The 19384-nt window shown below is 73.2% G+C and carries 16 protein-coding genes, 2 tRNA genes and 1 riboswitch; of the genes, 3 read left to right on the forward strand and 15 right to left on the reverse strand.

The genetic code is table 11. The features are described 5' to 3' along the window. Positions 1 to 95 precede the first annotated feature (95 nt). From GFH48_RS07690 to GFH48_RS07705, 4 genes are all read right to left on the reverse strand, one after another. Positions 96 to 169 (reverse strand) — tRNA-Pro (locus GFH48_RS07690). A gap of 312 nt (positions 170 to 481) precedes the next feature. Further along, on the reverse strand, positions 482 to 1900 hold the full coding sequence (locus tag GFH48_RS07695; RefSeq protein WP_407698702.1) for a hypothetical protein: 1419 nt from the start codon (positions 1898 to 1900) through the stop codon (positions 482 to 484). A 269-nt stretch (positions 1901 to 2169) separates the two neighbouring features. Continuing rightward, entirely contained in the window at positions 2170 to 2394 is a 225-nt protein-coding gene (locus GFH48_RS07700) for a hypothetical protein (protein WP_194280526.1), read from the reverse strand. 168 nt (positions 2395 to 2562) lie between these two features. Next, positions 2563 to 3006: an Lrp/AsnC family transcriptional regulator gene (locus GFH48_RS07705; RefSeq protein WP_381915552.1), complete on the reverse strand. Its 444-nt coding sequence runs from the start codon at positions 3004 to 3006 to the stop codon at positions 2563 to 2565. A 159-nt stretch (positions 3007 to 3165) separates the two neighbouring features. Here GFH48_RS07705 and GFH48_RS07710 point away from each other — a divergent pair, with 159 nt between their 5' ends. After that, positions 3166 to 4440 carry an ArgE/DapE family deacylase gene (locus GFH48_RS07710; protein ID WP_153287546.1) on the forward strand — a complete coding sequence of 425 codons (1275 nt, stop codon included), beginning with the start codon at positions 3166 to 3168 and terminating at the stop codon, positions 4438 to 4440. Between the two features lie 186 nt (positions 4441 to 4626). Here the strand turns inward: GFH48_RS07710 and thiD are convergent, their stop codons facing one another. The 7 genes from thiD to GFH48_RS07745 all read right to left on the reverse strand — a co-directional run bounded on the left by thiD (position 4627) and on the right by GFH48_RS07745 (position 11710). Beyond that, a complete protein-coding gene (thiD, locus tag GFH48_RS07715; RefSeq protein ID WP_153287547.1) occupies positions 4627 to 5439 on the reverse strand; it encodes a bifunctional hydroxymethylpyrimidine kinase/phosphomethylpyrimidine kinase in 813 nt (270 codons plus the stop codon). Positions 5440 to 5568: 129 nt separating this feature from the next. Continuing rightward, entirely contained in the window at positions 5569 to 6963 is a 1395-nt protein-coding gene (locus GFH48_RS07720; RefSeq protein WP_153287548.1) for a purine-cytosine permease family protein, read from the reverse strand. After that, positions 6953 to 7047: riboswitch (TPP riboswitch) on the reverse strand. It overlaps the preceding gene by 11 nt. Before the next feature lie 292 nt (positions 7048 to 7339). After that, positions 7340 to 8419 carry a maleylacetate reductase gene (locus tag GFH48_RS07725; RefSeq protein WP_153292775.1) on the reverse strand — a complete coding sequence of 360 codons (1080 nt, stop codon included), beginning with the start codon at positions 8417 to 8419 and terminating at the stop codon, positions 7340 to 7342. A 5-nt stretch (positions 8420 to 8424) separates the two neighbouring features. After that, positions 8425 to 8703, reverse strand: a complete 279-nt coding sequence (locus GFH48_RS07730) for a hypothetical protein (protein WP_153287549.1) — start codon at positions 8701 to 8703, stop codon at positions 8425 to 8427. Positions 8704 to 8797: 94 nt separating this feature from the next. Beyond that, the gene (locus GFH48_RS07735; protein WP_153287550.1) at positions 8798 to 10018 is read right to left on the reverse strand and encodes a type III PLP-dependent enzyme domain-containing protein; all 1221 of its coding nucleotides are present in this window, start codon (positions 10016 to 10018) and stop codon (positions 8798 to 8800) included. Between the two features lie 1029 nt (positions 10019 to 11047). Then, positions 11048 to 11401: an SH3 domain-containing protein gene (locus GFH48_RS07740; protein WP_153287551.1), complete on the reverse strand. Its 354-nt coding sequence runs from the start codon at positions 11399 to 11401 to the stop codon at positions 11048 to 11050. A gap of 235 nt (positions 11402 to 11636) precedes the next feature. Beyond that, a tRNA-Pro gene (locus GFH48_RS07745) sits at positions 11637 to 11710 on the reverse strand. 101 nt (positions 11711 to 11811) lie between these two features. On the opposite strand from GFH48_RS07745, the gene GFH48_RS07750 reads away from it, so the two are divergent. Beyond that, on the forward strand, positions 11812 to 12339 hold the full coding sequence (locus tag GFH48_RS07750) for a DUF309 domain-containing protein (protein ID WP_153287552.1): 528 nt from the start codon (positions 11812 to 11814) through the stop codon (positions 12337 to 12339). A gap of 90 nt (positions 12340 to 12429) precedes the next feature. Beyond that, positions 12430 to 13200, forward strand: coding sequence for a precorrin-6A synthase (deacetylating) (gene cobF, locus GFH48_RS07755; protein WP_153287553.1), 771 nt, complete (start codon positions 12430 to 12432; stop codon positions 13198 to 13200). Positions 13201 to 13659: 459 nt separating this feature from the next. Here cobF and GFH48_RS07760 read toward each other — a convergent pair whose 3' ends face one another. From GFH48_RS07760 to GFH48_RS07775, 4 genes are all read right to left on the reverse strand, one after another. Beyond that, on the reverse strand, positions 13660 to 14406 hold the full coding sequence (locus GFH48_RS07760; protein ID WP_153287554.1) for a cobalt-precorrin-6A reductase: 747 nt from the start codon (positions 14404 to 14406) through the stop codon (positions 13660 to 13662). Between the two features lie 23 nt (positions 14407 to 14429). After that, complete coding sequence (locus GFH48_RS07765; RefSeq protein ID WP_153287555.1) at positions 14430 to 15203, reverse strand: sulfite exporter TauE/SafE family protein; 774 nt, start codon at positions 15201 to 15203, stop codon at positions 14430 to 14432. A 125-nt stretch (positions 15204 to 15328) separates the two neighbouring features. Further along, entirely contained in the window at positions 15329 to 16516 is a 1188-nt protein-coding gene (locus tag GFH48_RS07770; protein ID WP_153287556.1) for a thiolase family protein, read from the reverse strand. A 221-nt stretch (positions 16517 to 16737) separates the two neighbouring features. Beyond that, positions 16738 to 19131 carry a M4 family metallopeptidase gene (locus GFH48_RS07775; protein ID WP_153287557.1) on the reverse strand — a complete coding sequence of 798 codons (2394 nt, stop codon included), beginning with the start codon at positions 19129 to 19131 and terminating at the stop codon, positions 16738 to 16740. Positions 19132 to 19384 lie beyond the last annotated feature (253 nt).

A 19384-nucleotide genomic window follows, 5' to 3' on the forward strand; every position in this document is an offset into this window, starting at 1 on the left:
CGCGCGACACGCCGCTTCGTCCGACTCCCGGGGAGGGCCCGCGTACACGAAGAAGGGCCCTCACGGACCATCGTCCGTGAAGACCCTTCGCACCGTCGGGACGACAGGATTTGAACCTGCGACCCCTTGACCCCCAGTCAAGTGCGCTACCAAGCTGCGCCACGTCCCGATGCTGTTCACCCGCGGTGATCCCGCGTGATCGTGCAGGTAAACCCTACCGCACGTGCGGGGGCGGCCCCGCACACGCGACGGTCGGCGGGGCGGTACGTCCGGGCCGGCCGCGGCGCGCGGCGGCCGGCGATTCGTCGCCCGGGCGCACGGACCACCACCCACGGACCGCCGCCCCGGGTCCCACGCACCACCGCCCCCGTGCCCCGCAGGCCACGCACCACCCGCCCCCGTGCCCCGCAGGCCACGGACCACCGGCCACGCGCCACCGGTCACGGGCCACCGAGACGGCGGGCCACCGAGACAGCGGTTGTCACACCGGGCTGCCGGCGAGCCTCCACTCCCGGTGCAGCGTGCCCAGCGGAATACCCCGCTGGAGGACCGGGGTGCCGAAGACGGACAGCTGGATCCGCAGGGTCCCGCTCAGATCGAGCCCGCCGTAGACACTCCAGGTACCCGTCGTCCCGACGTCGGCCTTCGTGCCGGAGTGGGACGGGGAGGTGACGTCGACGGTGCCCGCGGCCTCGCCGCGCAGATAGGGAGCCAGGTCGGCGGTGACGCCCACGGCTCCGTACAGACCGACCGTGGCCTGTGCGCCGAGGGCGGCCTTCACCCCTCCGTCGGTCGTGACCCGGGCGCGCACCGGGGTGCTCGCCATGTGCGACTCGTCGACCGGGGTCCAGCCCGTGGCCGCGTCGTAGGTACCGCCCGCGTCGAAGTCGCCCTTGAGGTCCTGCTCGATGTCGACGGTGACCCTGCCGTCGCCGCTGATCTGGAAGTAGCAGGTCAGGTCGAGGTTCACGACGACGGGGACCGGGCCCACCTGGAGGACGGGGTCGGCGTGCAGCTTCGCGAACGGCAGCCGGACGGGCTGGGCGGAGGCGGCGGCGCGTCCCTTGAGCGCCCACCGCGAGGTCCAGTCGCCGAGGACACCGAGGTGGGCGGTTCCGGGGCCCGCCGCGGTGGACCTGCCGCCGTAGGAGAAGTCGACCTCGGGCTTGACCTGGACGAAGCCGGACAGGGTCGCCGCCGCGGAGGCCGGCGCGCCCTCGGCCGTGGCGACCTGCGTGGCGACGTCGACCCGCAGGCTGCCGAGGGGGACCTTCGCGCCCTCGGGGCCCGCGTGCACGTCTCCGGTCCGCGCCCAGGAGACCTTGACGCCGGGCAGCAGCCGCTCGACGTCGAAGGAGGCGGGATCGACGGGGACGGTGCCCTTCGCCTCACCGTCGCCGAGCAGCGCGTCCAGCGTCGTCGGCGCGGTCCGGACCTCGGTGCCGTCGGGCTTCTCGCCGATCACCTCGGTGACCTCGGCGAGCAGTCCGTCGGGAGCGCCGGGCGCGGGGGCGCTGGCGATGACGTCACCGACGGCGGTACGGCCCGGCGCCGGCGTCCCTCCTGGAGCGGGCGACGCGGACGGATTCCCCTTGTGCGCTGGGGATATGACGGCGCGTCGGGTACGGCTGTCGTACGACGTCACCGTGAGCGCGGACTTGTGGGCCTCGCCGCCGGCCGTACCGGGCCGCGCGACCGCCGTCGAGGTGGCCGCGGGTCCGGCGGCGACGGCGAGGGGGCCGCCGCCGTGCGCGGACTCGGCGGTGGAGGCCGTGGCCTCCGGGACACGTCCGGGGGCGGAGGAGGCGCGCGGGCCGGAGCCCGCGGAGCAGCCGGTGGCGAGGAGGAGGGCGGATGCGGCGAGCGCGGGCATGACGGCACGCAAGGGCCGCTTGCGGATACGCAAGATCAGTCCTGAGGGGGTGGGGGCGGCAAGAAGTTACCAGCGAGTAACTGGATGTGAGCATGCCATGAAGACCCGAAGGCGCGCTTCACCTTCCGCACCCCTCAAGGGTGATGTGCGCCACGCCGCCCCCTCGAAGGCGGTCGCGACGCTCTCCCCAACTCACCCGCGCACAAGCACACTTGACGCGGCATCACACATTCGTACCGAACGGGCGCGCCGGTCACGCTCCGGCCGGAGAGGGAGCCGCGCCCCTCCGGCCGCCCTCACCTCCCGGTCTCGGGCCCCCAGTACTCCGGGCCGATCCCCCGCCAGTCGATGAGCGGGGACACCGCGATGGTCAGCGGGTCGACGTCGAGCCCCGCACGCCGCAGGAACTCGGACAGGTCGTCCAGGTTGTAGGCCAACCCGAGGCTCTCTCCGTGCACACGGACCCGGCGGCCACCCGTCGGCGCCGGCGGGGACACGATCACTGGCAGCGGTTCGGACATGATTCCAGCCTCGCCTCTCCGGCCCCGGCCTGCATCCCGGCCCGATGTCTCGTTCGTTCACCGCGCGCCGTCGCCGGCCCGTCGGAGGAGTGTGGGTACGCCATGCGCCGAATTCAATCACGTGTTCGATTTAATGCGCGACCGTGCCGGGCGGCCCGGCACCGCCGGTCAGACGCGCGGCCGGTTGATCAGCCCGGACAGCACGATCACGCTCTCCGTCCGCTCGATGACCCTGGCCTCGCGCACCCGCTGGATGGCGCGTTCCAGGTGCGGGATGTCCAGGGCCATCAGGTGCACGATCGCGTCCGCGGCCCCGGAGACCGTGTAGGCCTCGACCACCTCGGGTACGGCCTCCAGGTCGCGCCGCAGTTCCGCGGGGGTCGGGTTGCCCTTGCAGTACACCTCGGCGAAGGCCTCGGTCCGCCAGCCCAGCGCCTGGGTGTCGACGAGCGCGGTGAAACCGCGGACCGTGCCGTCGGCCACCAGTCGGTCCAGGCGCCGCTTCGCCGCGGGCGCCGAGAGCCCGGCGGCGCGGCCGATCTCCGCGTAGGTACTGCGCGCGTCGCGCAGCACGCACTGCACGATGGCCTCGTCGATGGCGTCCATGGCCATGCCGCACACCCTTTCTCCGCGCAAGAAATCACCACGCAGGGACATTCTTCACAAGAAATCGATCCCAGAAGGAAACGAACGGCGATTGTTTGCGTACCGGGGCTGTTCGTAGCATCCTCACGCCCCCCTCGTCATCCACCCGCGAAAGGAGCGTGTGGCATGCGCGCAGTGCTCAGTGCCGAGGAATCCGCCGCCCTGGAGGCCGTCGACGAGACGGCCGTCGCCACGATGCTGCTCGACACCCTGGCCGTGCCGAGCGTGACGGGAAGCGCGGCCGAGTCCGAGCTGCAGCACCGTCTGGCGCGGGACCTCGGCCGGTCGGGCCTGGACATCGACCTCTGGTCGATGGATCTGCCCGCGCTGCGCGCCGAGCCCGGCTTCCCCGGCATGGAGGTGCCGCGCGACGAGGCGTGGGGGCTCGTCGCGACGCTGCCCGGCGACGAGGACGGTCCGACGATGATCCTCCAGGGTCATGTGGACGTCGTGCCGCCCGGCGACCTCGCGCAGTGGGCGGGCGCCCCGTTCGTACCGAGTGTCCGCGGGGACGTCGTGCACGGCCGGGGCGCCTGTGACATGAAGGCCGGTGTCGTCGCCAACGTCGCGGCGCTCGCCGCGATCCGGGCGTGCGGGGTACGGCTGCGCGGCAGCGTCGCGGGCCACTTCGTGGTCGGCGAGGAGGACGGCGGGATCGGGGCCTTCGGGACCCTGCGCCGTGGCCACACCGGCGACGCCTGCGTCATCAGCGAGCCGACCGGCGGCACGCTGGTCACCGCGAACGCCGGCGCCCTGACCTTCCGTATCACCGTGCCGGGCCGGTCCACGCACGCCGGCACCCGTGACGCCGGGGTGAGCGCCATCGACGCCTACGCGCCGATCGCCGCCGCGCTGGCCCGGCTGGAGGCCGTCCGCAGCGAGACGCCTGATCCCCTGATGGCCGAATACCCCTTCCCGTACACCGTCTCCGTCGGGATGCTCCAGGCCGGGGACTGGGCCAGCAGCGTGCCGGGGCTGCTGGTCGCCGACGGACGGCTCGGGCTGCGGCTCGGCGAGGACCCGGCCGAGGCACGCGCCGCGTTCGAACGCTGTGTGGCGCGGGCGTGCGCGGCCGATCCGTGGTTGCGCGGACATCCCGCGGTCGTCTCGTGGCCCGGTGGCCAGTTCGCCAGCGGCCGGCTCCCGGCCGGCCATCCACTGCGCGAGACGGTCGGCAGCGCGCACGCCGACGTCACCGGAGCGCCCGCGGCCCGGGAGCGGGGCGCCCCCTACGGGAGCGACCTGCGGCTCTACGCCGGGGCGGGCATCCCGACCCTCCAGTACGGTCCCGGGGACGTCCGTCTGGCCCACGGCCCCGACGAGCACGTGTCCCTCGCGGAGACGGTGGCCGTCGCCCGCGCACTGGTCCTGGCGACACTGCGCACCGTGGGAACCCGATAGGACCACGGACTCCGTGGCCACAGGCTCCGTGGCCACGGGCTCCGTACGACCACGGACTCGTGGCGCCCCGGCCCCGGACGGCAACGGACCGCATGAGCCCTGAATCGGGTAGGGCCCCGGACCGACTGGGACCCCGGATCGGCGGAGACCCCGACCGGGTGGGACCCCGGCCCCCGAGGGGGGGGTTCAGCGCCCCGCCCGCCAGCGCCACCCGTGGTCCACCGGTCCGAGTCCGGAGCCGAGCGGGAAGCCCGCCGCGATCGCACCCGTGACGTACTCCTTCGCCCGCCGCACCGCCTCCGGCACCGCGCTCCCCCGCGCCAGCTCCACCGCGATGGCCGAGGCCAGGGTGCAGCCGGTGCCGTGGGTGTGCCGGTTGTCGTGGCGCGGCGCCCGCAGCCAGAGCTGTTCGGTGCCGTCGGTCAGCAGGTCGACGGCCTCGCCGGGCAGATGGCCGCCCTTCACGAGGACCCAGCGGGGGCCGTAGGACAGCAGCCGTTCCGCGGCCCGGCGCATGTCCCGCTCCCCCGTCACCTCGATCCCGGTGAGTTCGGCGGTCTCGTCGAGGTTCGGCGTCGCCACCGTCGCGACCGGCAGCAGCGCGGTCCGTACGGCGTCCAGCGCGTCGTCGGCCAGCAGCCGGTCACCGTGCTTGGAGACGCTCACCGGATCCACCACCACGGGCGCGGCGACGTCCGACAGCAGCTCGGCGACGGTCTCGACGAGCAGCGATGAGCCGAGCATGCCGGTCTTCACCGCCTGCACCCCGATGTCGTCCACGACGCTGCGGAACTGCGCGCGCACCGCCTCCGCCGGAAGCTCCCAGGCTCCCTGCACGCCGAGCGAGTTCTGCGCGGTGACCGCGGTCAGCACGCTCATCCCGTGCGCGCCGAGCGCCAGCATGGTCTTCAGGTCGGCCTGGATGCCGGCGCCGCCGCCCGAGTCCGATCCGGCGACGGTCAGGACGCGGGGCGGGACGGCGGGAGTGTTCGAGGACATGGCGGGTTCGCTCCGTACGGGACGAGACGGATGGGACGAGGCGGATGACGCGAGAACGGCGGGACGAGACGGGTGAGCGCCTACGCACGGCGACAGGGCCCGTGGCGCCGTGCCCGGTGGCGGACGTCGTCAGCGGCGCAGCCGCAGTGGGGCGTACACCACGAGGGCCGCGAGGAACGCCACCCCGTAGGCGAGGTCCGCTCCGTGCAGGGCCCGGGCGACCGGACCGACGTACAGGCTGGTGCTCATGAACGGGACCGCCGCCGCGAAGGCGCCGACGAACGCCACCAGCGCGGGCCACCACGGCTGCGGACGGGCGCTCTCGGCGGACAGGTCGACCGGCGCGCCGACGCGCGCCCTGGCCCGGACGAGCCAGTCGACGGCGACGATCGCCACGAACCCGGGAATCCAGTAACCGACGAGCAGCAGCACGTTCTGGAACCGGGTCGTGGTGTCGGCGGCGTGCATCCACAGCACGAGCGGGAAGCCGAGGACGGCCGCCAGCGCGGCGGCGGCCGGGCGCGGCAGGCGTACGCCCATGGTCTGCAGGGCGAGCGACCCGCTGTAGTCGTTCATGGCGTTGCTGCTCAGCGCGGCCAGGGCCACGGCGAGCAGTCCGAACGCGCCGAGGACACCGCCGCCGAGCAGGGTGTCGACGCCGCGGGCGGTCTGGTCGGTGAAGACGGAGGCGCCCCACAGGCCGAGCGCCTGGACGGCCACGAAGGACACGCTGATTCCGGCGAGCGTGCACCAGAACATGCGCGGCCGGGATGCCGTGCGCGGCAGATAGCGGCTGAAGTCGCTGGCGTAAGGGGCCCAGGAGAGCGCCAGGCTGAGGGCGATGGTGCAGGTCAGGACGAACGCCCCGGCGCGGTCGGCACCGTGCGCGGAGGCGGCGGCAGCGGGGTGGGTGCCGTTCAGGAGCTTCACCGTCAGCGCGGCGAAGGCGGCGGCGAGGGCGAAGGTCATCACGGTCTGCAGCCGGTGGATCACCTCGTACCCGAGGGCGCCGAGCGCTCCCTGGGCACCCATCATGACGAGCACGCCCAGCCAGAACGGCCAGCCGCAGAGCTGGGCCAGCGCGTCCCCGCCGAACAGACCGATCAGCGCGTCCCAGGCGATCGAGGACAGCCACTGCAGCGCGCCCGGCACCAGCACGGCCCGTCCGAACGCGAGCCGGGCGAGCGGCAGTTGACCGGCGCCGGTCTGACTGCCCCAGGTGCCGAGGTACGCCGTCGGCACCGCGCCCAGCAGGGTGCCCAGCACGACGGCGGTCAGCGCGGTGGAGAAGTCCAGACCGAGCGCGACGCCGACGGTGCCGGTGAAGACCCCGGTCATCGTCAGATTGGGGGCGAACCACACGGTGAACAGGCGGCCGGGGCCGCCGTAACGGTGGTCCTCCGGCACCGGGGCGATGCCGCGCGCCTCGACGCGCAGGTCCCCCGGGGCCTCGGGCATCCGCCCGTCGAAAACGCCCTGCGGACCTCCGACGGCCACTTCACCACGGGCATACGGCAACGACATGAGACATCCCTCCGCCAGTCCTAACTGGTTCAGGTTCGACGGGTGTGATCTCAGCCCTCGTGCGGGGCACCCCGTGTCCGGTTCGGCGCAAGGATAGCCCGGCCCGCGCGTGCGTCCCGGGCAGGGGGCGCCCGGACCGCGCGAGGAGGCGCGCGGGGCCTGTGCGAGAAGGCGCGCGAGGCCCGGACAAGGCGGTGGGCGGGGCGCGTGCGTCGACGTGGAGTCGTGGGGTCGTGGGGTCGTGGGGTCGCGGGCGGAGCGATGCCTCCTGGAGCGTGTCGCGCACGTCCCGTCGTCCACCCCTCGTCCACCCGGCGGCCGTGCCGGGCGTCGCGACGCGGGCGGGACTCTCGCGCCGCGCCTCAGGCCTCAGGCCTCAGGAGCCGACGCGTGGTTCCCAGCCCTCGTACGCCGCCGTCAGCAGGCCCAGCACGCCGTGCGGGGTGACCTCGCGCGGGTTCGGGTACGCCTGGCCGGCGGCCTGTGCCGCGGCCACCGCCAAGTCGGCTTCTTTCAGGCCGAGTTCGGCGAGAGTGTGCGGCGCGCCCAGGCCTCGCGCGAGTTCCCGCAGGGCGCGTGGGACGTCGTCCGTACCGAGCGCCCGGGACAGGGTGGCGATCGCCCGGGGCGCGGCGGACGCGTTGTAGGCGAGGACGTAGGGCAGGACGACGGTGTGCGTCTCGGCGTGCGGCAGGTCGAAGGTGCCGCCGAGGACATGGCACAGCTTGTGGTGCAGGCCCATGGTGGTGGCGCCGAGGCAGGCACCGCACAGCCACGCCGCGTACAGGGCGCGGCTCCGCGCGTCGAGGTCCCCGGGGGCGGCGGCCACGGTCGGCAGGACACCTGTCATCGCCCGGACTCCCTCCTCGGCCATGAGCTGGACGAGAGGCGAGGTGTCCGGCGCGTACAGCGCTTCGACGGCGTGCGCGAGGGCGTTGAAACCGCTGGTCACAGAGAGGGGGACGGGAAGTCCGAGGGTGAGCTCGGGGTCGTAGACGACGCTTCGGGGCTGGACGGCGAGGTCACGGCCGGTGCGCTTGGCGCCGTCCTCGGTCAGGCCCCACACCGGGGTCATCTCGGAGCCCGAGTAGGTGGACGGCACGGCGATCAGCGGCAGTCCGGTGCGCAGCGCGATCGCCTTGCCGAGGCCGATCGCCGAGCCGCCGCCGACCGCCACACAGCCGTCGGCGCGTATCTCGCGGGCCACCTCGACCGCTCGGGTGGCGACCTCGGCGGGTACGTGCATCCGGGCCTCGGCGTGCACCCCCGCGCACTGACCGCCCAGCGCGTCGGCGACCGCCCGGGCGGCGGTCTCGCCCCGGCCGCCGCAGACCACCAGCACCCTGTGCAGACCGAGCCGGGCGACCTCGCCGGGGGTCGCGGACACGGCGGCGCCGGGCCGGAAGACGACCCGGCCCGGCCGGGTCTCGTACGAGAAGTCGAGCGGGGTGTCCATGGCGCTCATACCTGCTCCCGTACGAGGTCGAAGCGGGCCCGCGGGAAGGGGGCCGGGACGCCGAACTCCCTTGCCGGGAGGGGATCGTAGGCCTCGGTGAACGTCTGGGCCGGGCTCTCCCCGGCCGCGGGCACGGCATCGGTGACACCGGCCCCGAAGCCGGCCCCCATGGCCCTGAAGTCCGCCTCGAGGCCGGTTCCGGGGTCAGTCCCGAAGCCGGCCCTGAGGTCGGCCCGGGCATCGGTCCCGAGGTCGGTCTTGCGGTCGGTCGGTTCGACGGTCATGCCACTCTCCTGGTCCGGCACACGATCCTGCCAGGCGTGTCCGAGGATGCGCCGCCTCGCTCCGGACGGCAACTCCTGGTGTTCCCTCGCGCGGTCATCGCGACCGGTCGCCGTCCGCGCCCGCGTCCAGGAAGTGGAAGCGGGGCTCCGGATAGCGGTCGTGGGCCCGGTGCGGGGCAGGCGAGATGTAGGCGCCCGCGAGGGAGAACACCACCCGGTCACCGGCTCGCAGGCCCTGCGCCCGGACGCCGCGGACCAGGACGTCCTGCGACGTGTTCAGCTGGCCGGTGAGGGTGGCGCGCTCCCGGCGCACCACGGGCCGCGGCCAGGAATACGGCCACGGCTCCACTTCGAGAACGGACCAGGGCTGATCGTGCCGCCCGGTGGCGGGGGTGCGCAGGTGGACGGCGCCGCCGCGGATGACGGCGAAGTCCTCGCTGGAACCGTGCTCGACGTCCAGCACCTCGCTCGCGTACCAGCCGCAGTACGCGGTCAGCGCACGGCCGGGCTCGATCCGCAGCGTCAACTCCGGGTGGGCTGCGGCGAGTCGGGCGAGACCCTTGCCGTAGGCGTCCCAGTCGAAGCGGCGTTCCGGGCGGTCGTAGTCCACCGCCATGCCGCCCCCGATGTCCACCTCGGCGAGCCGAAGTCCGTTCCGGGCGGCCAGTTCCACGGTCCAGGCGACGACGGACTCGGCCAGCGCCAGGTGTTCCCCGGCGTGCACGCCGTTCGCCAAGTGCGCGTGGACACCGCGCAGTTCGAGGCTCGGATAGCTGCCGTCGGTGAGCAGCCCGACGATGATGTCGGCCCGGGCGGGGTCCAGGCCGGAGGTGGTGGCGCACGCGCCGCCGTCCTCCGTGAGAAGGCCGCCGGGCACCGGGAGGTCGAACCGCGGCAGCACCGCGACCCGACGGCCCGGAGCGTGCCGCTGGGCCAGCCCGGCCAGCATGTACAGCTCGTACTCGCTCTCGACGTGGAAGCGGGTCACGCCCCGCTCCAGCGCGTCCGCCAGCTCCGTCGGGGTCTTCTCCGTGCCGCCGAAGTCCCGCGGGCGGTCCACGCCCGACTCGGCGACGTGGTCCAGTTCGACTCCGGAGGAGACCTTGTAACCGTCGACGTACGGGCCGAGTTCGGCCAGGATCTCCGGTTCCCCGTTGGCCTGGACCGCGTAGTACATCTCGACGCGGTCGGGCAGAGCGGCTCTGACGGACGCGGCGTGGGCGCGCAGTGCCGCCAAGTCGGATACGTAGGAGGGCAGTTCCGTGGGCGACAGGGAGAGGATGCGATCGCGCACCGCGCGCGGGGGTGTGATCATTGGGGCACTCCGGGTCGTATGGCGCAGGTTGTCGTGGGCACGCGACGCGGGTGGCGAGCGGCCGGACGGCATCGCGGGCCGGCCGGTGCGCGACACGAGGAGCGGGGACACGCCAGAGGCTCCGGGCGGGGCCGTGCGCGCCATGGGGAGCGGGGCCGCGTGCGACGCGCGTGCCCCGTCCGCCGGCCGGGGAGGAATGTCCGAGGTGTGCCGACCGAGCGTCCGGTCCGGTGCGGTCGCCGGGGACCCCCGGAGCACCACCACCGTGCTCCGGCAGGCCGGAGCCCTCGCTCGCAGGGCTCGCGCCCTGTGGCATCCCACCATCATTCTGATCCGCGACTCCCAACCCGTGGCCCAGGTGCGATCTCTACCCGGTGAGAGATCCTCAGGCACCTTGAGCCGCTCGCGAGCGGGAGCCTCTCCGAAGTGTCGCCCCGGCGCACATGAACACCCACGACACCCTCCCACGCAACGGCCCGGCCCCACGCAGGGGTTCGGTGGGCGCGTCGCCGGTGGTGTTCCGGCGGTACGCGCGGACACCTGACGTCGGGGAGGTGCGCCGGGGGGGAAGAGGCCGGGCGCCGGCGCGGGTGTGGACACCGGCCGGATCAAGGCGCAGGGCCGGCGGAGTCGGCCGGCGGACGCGCGGCCGAGGCAGATGTGCGCCCCGCGTGAGCGCCCAGGGGTGCGCACGATGCCCGCGGGGGCGCGGCACGCCGGCCCGGCCGCGTGCGTCCGTGCCGGCCGGCTCTCAGGTGGCGGCGGGGAGGGGGCCGTCCGCGAACGTCCAGGTAGGGCCCGTCACCCGGGCCCGGAAGATCCTGGAGCGTGGCGTGCGTCCAGCGAATGCGAATGCCGAGGCAGCGGCAGCGGCAGCGGCAGCGGCAGCGGCAGCGGCAGCGGCTCGGAACGGTGTGGGGGCGGACCGGGGTCGGTCGGATGGGGGTCGGCGGGCCGGGACGGGGAGCCGTGACCCGGTCCGGCATGGCGCGGGGCCCGGCTCCGGACGGAGCCGGGCCCCGCGTCCGGTCAGCAGGTGGCCGACGCGGGCAGGCCGCCGTACTGGTCGCCCTTGAGGTACACGGCACTCACATAGCCTTCGGCCAGCCGCACCCACACGTCGTTGACATAGCCGTTGTCGCGGATGGTCTCGCCGTGGGTCCAGCAGGACGCACCGCGCGGGTCCCCCGCGGTGACGTGCCCGGTGATACCGGTCTGGCTCGACGGGCCGGAGCGTACATTGACGTTCACGTAGGGTGTGACGGCGTACGGCAGTCCCGCCGCCGCGGCCTGCGCCCCGGCCGCGCCGGTCAGCAGCAGTCCGGCGGCGAACGCCCCGACACCCGCCGTGACCGACGCCCTGGTCCTCATCCTCATGGTCATGCTGTCCTTCCCCGTGGTGGAGTCCCGGTGTGCTCACCGGACGGGGCCGCGCGTCCCGCCGGTCCCGCAGGGCAACCTTGCAAGTCCGGCTCCGGACAGGGAACTTCTTTCGACCACGCTCGAAGCGTCCCGCCGCCCGAGGCTCTCGCGGAACGGGAACTCACCGGCTCCCCTCGTCCCGGACGCATGAAAAAGGGCCCTCACAGGCTGTCGCCCGTGAAGACCCTTCGCACCGTCGGGACGACAGGATTTGAACCTGCGACCCCTTGACCCCCAGTCAAGTGCGCTACCAAGCTGCGCCACGTCCCGATGCGTTTCCCCCGCGATGCCCCGCAGGATCGTGCGAACAGAACTTTACCCCACAGCGGGGGCTGCTCCGAAGAGGGCACGGAGCGAGCGACAATCGGGGTATGAGCGGGACATCCGGAAATCGGCGGAACACCGGGCGGGATCGGGACACCGAGGGCAGGGCGCGCAACGCCCGGCCACGGGACGGGCTGGGCCGCCCTCTGCCGTACGGCGCCGACGGCGTCGAACGTCAGCCGGAGGGCGTCGTGCGTGATCCCGGGAGCACGGTGACCGAGGCGCAGGCGCTGCTGGACGCGGGGCGGCCCTTCCACGCGCACGAGGTCTTCGAGGACGCCTGGAAGGCGGGCCCCGAGGACGAGCGCACGCTCTGGCGGGGCCTGGCCCAGCTCGCGGTGGGCCTCACGCACGCGGCCCGCGGCAACGCGACGGGCGGTGCCCGGCTGCTGCGGCGCGGGGCCAAAGCCGTCGACGAGTGGCGGTCCGGTGCGACCGGCCGAGCCCGTCCCCATGAGCTCGATCTCGTCGAACTCGCCTCGTGGGCAAGGGAGCTGGCTTCCGTCGTGGAGAGTGACGGTGCCGCGGTCAGTGCCGGGGACTGGGCGCCCCGGCTGCGCGGGAGCACCCGCTGAGGAACCGTCCGGCGTCTCGGTCCGGCCGGTGCGCGGACCCCGGGCGGACGCGGTGCGTCCCCGGACGGTGGCGTGCGGCAGACTCGGGGGGTGCGAAAGATTCATGTCATCGGCATCGGCGCGGGCGACCCCGACCAGCTCACCCTCCAGGCGGTCAAGGCGCTGCGGAGCACGGACGTGTTCTTCGTCCTGGGCAAGGGCGAGGCGAAGTCGGACCTCGTCCAGCTGCGCCGTGACATCCTCGACGCCCATCTGTCCGACGGGGCGTACCGCCTGGTGGAGGCACGCGACCCGGACCGTGACCGGGCCGCCGACGGCGCCGCCTACTCCCCCGCCGTCGGGGACTGGCGCAGCGCCCGCGCGGACATCTACCAGCGGCTCATCGCCGAGGAGCTGGGCGAGGACGAGAGCGGCGCGTTCCTGGTCTGGGGCGATCCCGCGTTGTACGACAGCACGCTCGGGATCCTGGAGGAGATCCTGGACCGGGGCGCGGTGGCGTTCACGTACGACGTCGTGCCCGGCATCAGCAGCGTCTCCGCGCTCGTCGCCCGGCACCGCACGGGGCTCAACCGGGTGGCCGGGCCCGTCCAGATCACGACGGGCAGGCGTCTGGCGGAGGCCTTTCCCGAAGGTGTCGACGACGTGGTCGTCATGCTCGACGCCCACCAGGCCTTCCGCCGGTACGCCGACGAGGACATCGACATCTACTGGGGCGCGTACATCGGCACACCCGACGAGATCCTCGCCTCCGGCCCGATAGCGGAGGCGGCGCCCCGGATCGAACGGCTGCGGGCCGAGGCGCGCGAGCGCAAGGGCTGGATCATGGACACGTATCTGCTGCGCAGGCGGCCGCGGGGGTAGGGCACGCCTCCGCCGCGCCGCCGCGCCGCCGCGCGGGCAAGCGCGGGCGTCCGAGGAAAGGCCGCGCACGCCCGGCCCGTACGGCAGGCAGGCACGACAGCTCCCGTACCGCGGGCCCGTGCCGCGGGCCCGTACGGCCAGGCACGCACGACAGGTCCGTGCCGCGGGCGGGGCGTCCCGCACGTACGTGCCGCCGGACCGAGACGCCCGGCTCGTGGGTAGCGCCGCGCGGAATCGCCCCGTACGCGCTACCACCGCGCGGAGACCGTCGCGCGGGGCGTGCCGCACCCACAGACCGCCCGGCGGGGCATGTCGTCGGACGAGTCGTCCCGTACGCGCCCCCGGGCAGGTCCTCCGTCACATGTCGCCGAGCGGCTCGTCGCGTACGCACCCGGGGTCCGCGCCCCTGGTAGTGGGCCGCGCGCCCGCTCAGGTCGTCGAGTCGGTCCGCGCCCCGCGTCAGAGGACGCCGAAGTCCAGGCGGGCCAGGGCCGACACCACATCCGGTACCGCGGCCACGCCGTCCGGGAGCGGCGGCCGTCGCACGACGACCACGGGCAGGCCCAGTGCGCGAGCGGCGGTGAGCTTGGCGGCCGTCGCCTCGCCCCCGCTGTCCTTCGTCACCAGGACGTCGACGCGGTGTGCGCGCAGCAGGGTCCGTTCGCCGTCCACCGTGAACGGGCCGCGGGCGAGGAGCACCTCGGTGTCCGGTGGCAGCGGCGGCTCCGGCGCCTCCACCGACCGGGCGAGGAAATGGAGTCCGGCGAGATGCGCGAAGGCCCCGAGACCGAGGCGCCCGGTGGTGAGGAAGACCCGCCTGCCCAGCGGCGGGAGGAGCGCGGCGGCCTCGGTGAGGGAGGTGGCGAAGTGCCACCGGTCGTCGGGGCCGGGCCGCCAGCCGGGGCGGCGCAGGACGACCGCCGGAACTCCGGTGGCGGCGGCGGCCCGGGCGGCGTTCTCGGTGATGCCGGTGGCGAAGGGGTGCGTGGCGTCGACGACGGCGTCCACCCGCTGCTCGCGCAGCCACCGGGCCAGCCCGTCCGCGCCGCCGAACCCGCCGACGCGTACGTCCCCAGCGAGCGCGCCCGGCCTGGACACGCGCCCCGCGAGGGACGTGGTCACCCGCACGCCGGGGCGGCCCGCCAGTTCGGCGGCGAGCCGGCGTGCCTCGGTGGTGCCGCCGAGGACCAGGACGTGGGGGGACATGGCGTCGAGCCTACGAGAGGTGGTCAGCGCAGCAGCAGCTGCACCCCGCCCACCACCGTCGCCGCGATCACGAGCCGTTCGAAGAGCAGCTGGTTGATGCGGTGCACGGCCCACCTGCCGAGGAACGCGCCGGGTACGACGAAGACCGCGAGCGCCGCGTCGAGGAGCAGGGAGTGTCCGTCGATGAGTCCGAGGCCCACGCTGAAGGGCACCTTGGACGTGTTGACGATCAGGAAGAAGAAGGCCGAGGTGCCGAGGAAGCCGAGTTTGCGGAAGCCCGCGGACAGCAGGTACATCGACATCACGGGGCCGCCCGCGTTGGCGACCATCGTGGTGAACCCGCCGAGCACGCCGTAGGAGCGTGCCTTGATCCGGCCGGACCGGGTCACGACCGCCTCCGGATCGTCCTCCCGCGTGGCGGCCCGGCGGCGCCAGAGCGTCACCGCCGCCATCAGCAGCAGGATCGCGCCGATCGAGGTCCTTACCATCCCGTCGTCTGCCCACACCAGGAACAGCGTGCCGAGGACGACCCCGGCGGCGACCGCCGGGAACAGCCGCCACAGCGTGGGCCAGTGGGCGTGCCGCCGGTAGGTCAGTACGGCCAGCACGTCCCCGACGATGAGGAGGGGGAGCAGCACGCCGGTCGAGGCGCGGGCGGGCAGCACGGCGGCGAAGATCGCCAGGCTGACCGTGTTGGCTCCGCTGACGGCGGTCTTCGAGAAGCCGACGAGCAGTGCCGCGGCGGCGAGGGCGGCGAATTCCCAGCCGGATATGTGCCAGAGCGTCATCGTGTTCATGCGGGGACCGATGCTATGCCCACGCATCTCGTCCCCGTAAGGAGCGTCCCGTCAGGTGATCACCGCGCGGGCCGGGTCACCCCCGGTCACGGTGCCGGGGGCGGCGGGCGCTCGTACGGACGGGGTCAGGACCGCTCGACCAGGATCGCGCTGCCCTGGCCGACTCCGACGCACATCGTGGCCAGGCCGCGCCCGGAGCCGGTGCGGCGCATCCGGTGCAGCAGGGTGGTGAGGATCCGGGCGCCGGAGCATCCGAGGGGGTGGCCGAGCGCGATGGCGCCGCCGGTGGGGTTCACCCGCTCCGGGTCGATGCCGAGCCGGTCCACGCAGGCGAGGGCCTGGGCCGCGAACGCCTCGTTGAACTCGGCCTCGTCGAGGTCGCCGACGCTCCAGCCGACCCGGGCCAGGGCCTTGTTCGTGGCGGGGACCGGCCCGATGCCCATGACGTCCGGGTCGACGCCCGCCGAGGCGCCGGCGACATACCGGCCCAGTGACTCGAGGCCGAGATCGTTCAGTGCCTCTTCGCCGACCAGGAGCAGTCCGGCCGCTCCGTCGTTCATGGGCGACGCGTTGCCCGCGGTGACCGTGCCGCCCGTGCGGAAGACCGGCTTGAGGCGGGACAGCTTCTCCAGCGAGGTGTCCTCGCGTACGCATTCGTCGGTGTCGACGAGCACGCCGTCGGGACGTTCGACGGGGAGCAGTTCACCGTCGAAGTGGCCGTTCTTGCGGGCGTCCGCGGCACGTTGGTGGCTGCGCAGCGCGAACGCGTCCTGGCGCTCGCGGGAGATCCCGTACCGGGAGGCGACCTCCTCGGCGGTCTCCCCCATCGACAGGAGTCCGTGCAGTTCCCTCATCGCCGGGTTGACCAGCCGCCAGCCGAGCCGGGTGTCGACGGTCTCGATGCGGTGCGGCAGTGCCTCGTCGGGGCGGGGCAGGACGAAGGGGGCCCGGCTCATGGACTCGGAGCCGCCCGCGAGCACGATGTCGGCCTCGCCGGCGGCGATGGCGCGGGCCGCCGTGGTGACGGCTTCGAGGCCCGAGGCGCACAGCCGGTTGACGGTCGCGCCGGGCACGGTCTCGGGCAGGCCGGCGAGGAGAACGGCCATGCGGGCGACGTTGCGGTTGTCCTCGCCCGCCTGGTTGGCGGCACCCCAGTACACGTCGTCGATCCGGGCCGGATCGAGCGCGGGCACGTCGGCGAGCAGACCGCGGATCACGGTCGCGGCGAGGTCGTCGGGCCGTACCCCGGACAGGGCGCCGCGCAGTTTGCCGAGGGGGGTGCGGCGGGCCGCCGCGAAGTGGACAGGACGCACGACAGGACTCCTGACGGACACCGGGACGACGAGATCAACCATTAATTAGCACCGCTAGTTTTTGACTATAGCCCGCCGCCCGTGCCTTGGAAAGCACGGGCCCGCGGAACCCGCGACCCTCCCGCGCCCCGGCGGGGAACGCGGGGCGGGTGCACGAACGTGGGCCACCCGGAGGGGTGGCCCACGTCAGCGCTGGTGCCGGATCGGTCGGACGGTGCCGGTCAGCTGGTCGTGACGGCGGTGTCGTCGACGACGAAGCTGGTCTGGAGCGAGGAGTCCTCCACGCCGCTGAACTTCAGCGTGACGGTGGAGCCGGCGAACGAGGACAGGTCGAAGGTCTTCTGCGCGTACCCGGTGGCCTTGTTGAGGTTCGAGTACGACGCCAGGGTCGTCGATCCGGCGGTGACCGTCAGCTTGTCGTAGGCGGTGCTGGTGGTGGTCTCCGCGGTGTCGATGTGCAGGTAGAAGGTGAAGGAGGCCTTGCAGCCGGCGGGGATCGTCACCGACTGGGAGAGGGTGTCGGTGTGGGTGGAGCCGTAGCCGTCGAGCCAGGCCTTGTAGGAACCGGCGTGCGCGGCCTCACCGGTGTCGTTCGTGATGACGCCGCTGGAGGCGGTCCAGGTGGTGTTGCCCGACTCGAAGCCCGGGTTGCCGAGCAGCTGCGCCGAGGAGCAGGTGCCCCCGCCGCCCGAGGACACCGTCCAGGTGAAGGACGCCGAGCCGGTCGCGCCGGTGCTGTCCGTGACCGTGACAGTGGTGCTGTAGGTGCCGGCCGTGGTCGGTGTCCCGGTGATCGCGCCGGTGGAGCTGTTGATCGACAGGCCGGTGGGCAGACCGGTCGCGGCGTAGCTCAGCGAACCGCTGTTGGTGCTGCTCGCGGAGACCTGCAGGCTCACCGCGGTGCCGACGGTGGAGGACTGACTGCCCGGGTTGGTGACGGTCACACCGTTCGACGGCGGGGTGACGTGTCCGCCGACGGCGATGCCCGCGAAGGCGTTCGCCACCCCCGCGTACTGGGTGGAGTTGGCGCCGTACAGCGCGGTCGCGGCGTTGAGCGCGGCGGTACGGGCCCCGGCGTAGTTGGTGCTGGACGTCATGTACGTCGTCAGCGCCTTGTACCAGATCTGCAGCGCGGCGGCCCGGCCGATGCCCGCGACGGCGACACCGTCGGACGTGGTGCTGTTGTAGGTGACACCGTTGATCACCTTGGTGCCGCTGCCCTCCGAGAGCAGGTAGAACATGTGGTTCGCCGGACCCGAGGAGTAGTGCACGTCCAGGTTGCCGACACCGGAGTACCAACTGTCCGCGGAACCGCCGTCCTTGCTCGGCTTGTCCATGTAACGCAGCGGCGTGCCGTCGCCGTTGATGTTGATCTTCTCGCCGATGAGGTAGTCACCGGGGTCGGAGGCGTTGTTGGCGTAGAACTCGACGCCGGTTCCGAAGATGTCGGAGGTCGCCTCGTTGAGGCCGCCGGACTCGCCGGTGTAGTTGAGGCCCGCGGTGTTGGAGGTGACACCGTGGCTCATCTCGTGGCCGGCCACGTCCAGCGAGGTGAGCGCGTGGGTGCTGCCCGAGCCGTCGCCGTACGTCATGCAGAAGCAGCTGTCGTCCCAGAAGGCGTTGACGTACGCCGTGCTGTAGTGGACGCGCGAGTAGGCGGCGACGCCGTCGTTCTTGATGCCGCTGCGGCCGAACGTGTTCTTGTAGAAGTCCCAGGTCATCTGGGCGCCGTAGGCGGCGTCGGCGCCGGCGGTCTGGGTGTTGGACCCCGAACCGGTGCCCCACGTGTCGTCGGCGTCGGTCATCAGCGTGCCCGTGCCCGACGTGCCGTTGTTGAGGCTGTACGTCTTGTGGCCACCGCGCGTGGTGTCGTACAGCTGGTAGGTCGACCCGGACAGGTTGGTGTTCAGGGTGACGGTGCCGCTGTACTGGGTGTTGCCGGTACCGGTCTTGACGGCCTGGTAGCGGTAGAGCTCGTTGCCGGTGGTGGCGTCGGTGATGACGTGCAACTGGCTCGGGGTGCCGTCGTCCTGGAGTCCCCCGATCACGGTCTCCCAGGCAAGCTTCGGGGTGCCGTTGCCGGCCCAGATCACCTTGCGCGCGCTGTCGGTGGTGGCCTTCTCGGCGGCCAGGGACCTGGCGGCCTTCAGTGCCTTGCCGGCGGCGGCCGACTTGCTGAAGGTCGCGGCGGTCGAGGCGACCTTGATGACGCGCTTGTTGTTGAAGGTGCTGCTGACCGTGCCGGCGGCCAGCGAGGCCGGCGGGGTGTGCACGACCACGTCACCGCCCAGCACCGGCAGCCCGGCGTAGGTGCGCTCGTAACGGGTGTGCACCGTGCCGTCCTGGTCCTTGACGACGTCCCTGACGACCAGCTTCTCCTTGGCCCCGAGGCCGAGGGTGCCGGCGGTCGCCGTGGTCCGCTGCGCCGCGCTCTTCAGCAGGGCCGCGTGCTGGGCGGGGGTGAGCTTCGCCTCCAGCCCTCCGCTGCGCAACGGGCTGGGGTGGGGGGCGGCGGCCTTGGCGACCGCCGGAACCGTCTGTATGCCGACGGCCAGCAACGCGGCGGTGGCCGCGAGTGCTCCGGCTGCGGCCGCCTGACGGGGAATTCGTCTCACTCGTACTCCTACTGCTGCGGCCGCGGGGACGACCGGTGACAGCCCGGGCAGACGGGATGTGCTGCCCGGGACGAGCTGAGCAGTGCGGTGCGGGGCCCCTGCGCAGGCCGTGGGGGCCCGTCCGGCAGGTGGAGGAAGGATGGCAGCTTGACGCAGCCATGTCATGCATGACCGGAGCATTCGAGGGTTAACCCTCGGCGGGGGCGCCCCCGGCCCGGATGGCGGCGCGGCCCGGACGGGCGGAGGATGGACG

The organism is Streptomyces fagopyri (genome assembly GCF_009498275.1).
In the GTDB taxonomy this organism is placed as follows: Bacteria; Actinomycetota; Actinomycetes; order Streptomycetales; family Streptomycetaceae; genus Streptomyces; species Streptomyces fagopyri.

Bases quoted from the DNA above. Each gene is read 5' to 3' on its own strand.
- GFH48_RS07760 (WP_153287554.1), bottom strand. From the start codon at position 14,406: ATGTCCCCCCACGTCCTGGTCCTCGGCGGCACCACCGAGGCACGCCGG.
- GFH48_RS07735 (WP_153287550.1), bottom strand. From the start codon at position 10,018: ATGATCACACCCCCGCGCGCGGTGCGCGATCGCATCCTCTCCCTGTCG.
- GFH48_RS07705 (WP_381915552.1), bottom strand. From the start codon at position 3,006: ATGGCCATGGACGCCATCGACGAGGCCATCGTGCAGTGCGTGCTGCGC.
- GFH48_RS07750 (WP_153287552.1), top strand. From the start codon at position 11,812: ATGAGCGGGACATCCGGAAATCGGCGGAACACCGGGCGGGATCGGGAC.
- thiD (WP_153287547.1), bottom strand. From the start codon at position 5,439: ATGTCCTCGAACACTCCCGCCGTCCCGCCCCGCGTCCTGACCGTCGCC.
- GFH48_RS07740 (WP_153287551.1), bottom strand. From the start codon at position 11,401: ATGACCATGAGGATGAGGACCAGGGCGTCGGTCACGGCGGGTGTCGGG.
- GFH48_RS07710 (WP_153287546.1), top strand. From the start codon at position 3,166: ATGCGCGCAGTGCTCAGTGCCGAGGAATCCGCCGCCCTGGAGGCCGTC.
- GFH48_RS07730 (WP_153287549.1), bottom strand. From the start codon at position 8,703: ATGACCGTCGAACCGACCGACCGCAAGACCGACCTCGGGACCGATGCC.
- GFH48_RS07725 (WP_153292775.1), bottom strand. From the start codon at position 8,419: ATGGACACCCCGCTCGACTTCTCGTACGAGACCCGGCCGGGCCGGGTC.
- GFH48_RS07720 (WP_153287548.1), bottom strand. From the start codon at position 6,963: ATGTCGTTGCCGTATGCCCGTGGTGAAGTGGCCGTCGGAGGTCCGCAG.
- GFH48_RS07700 (WP_194280526.1), bottom strand. From the start codon at position 2,394: ATGTCCGAACCGCTGCCAGTGATCGTGTCCCCGCCGGCGCCGACGGGT.
- GFH48_RS07765 (WP_153287555.1), bottom strand. From the start codon at position 15,203: ATGAACACGATGACGCTCTGGCACATATCCGGCTGGGAATTCGCCGCC.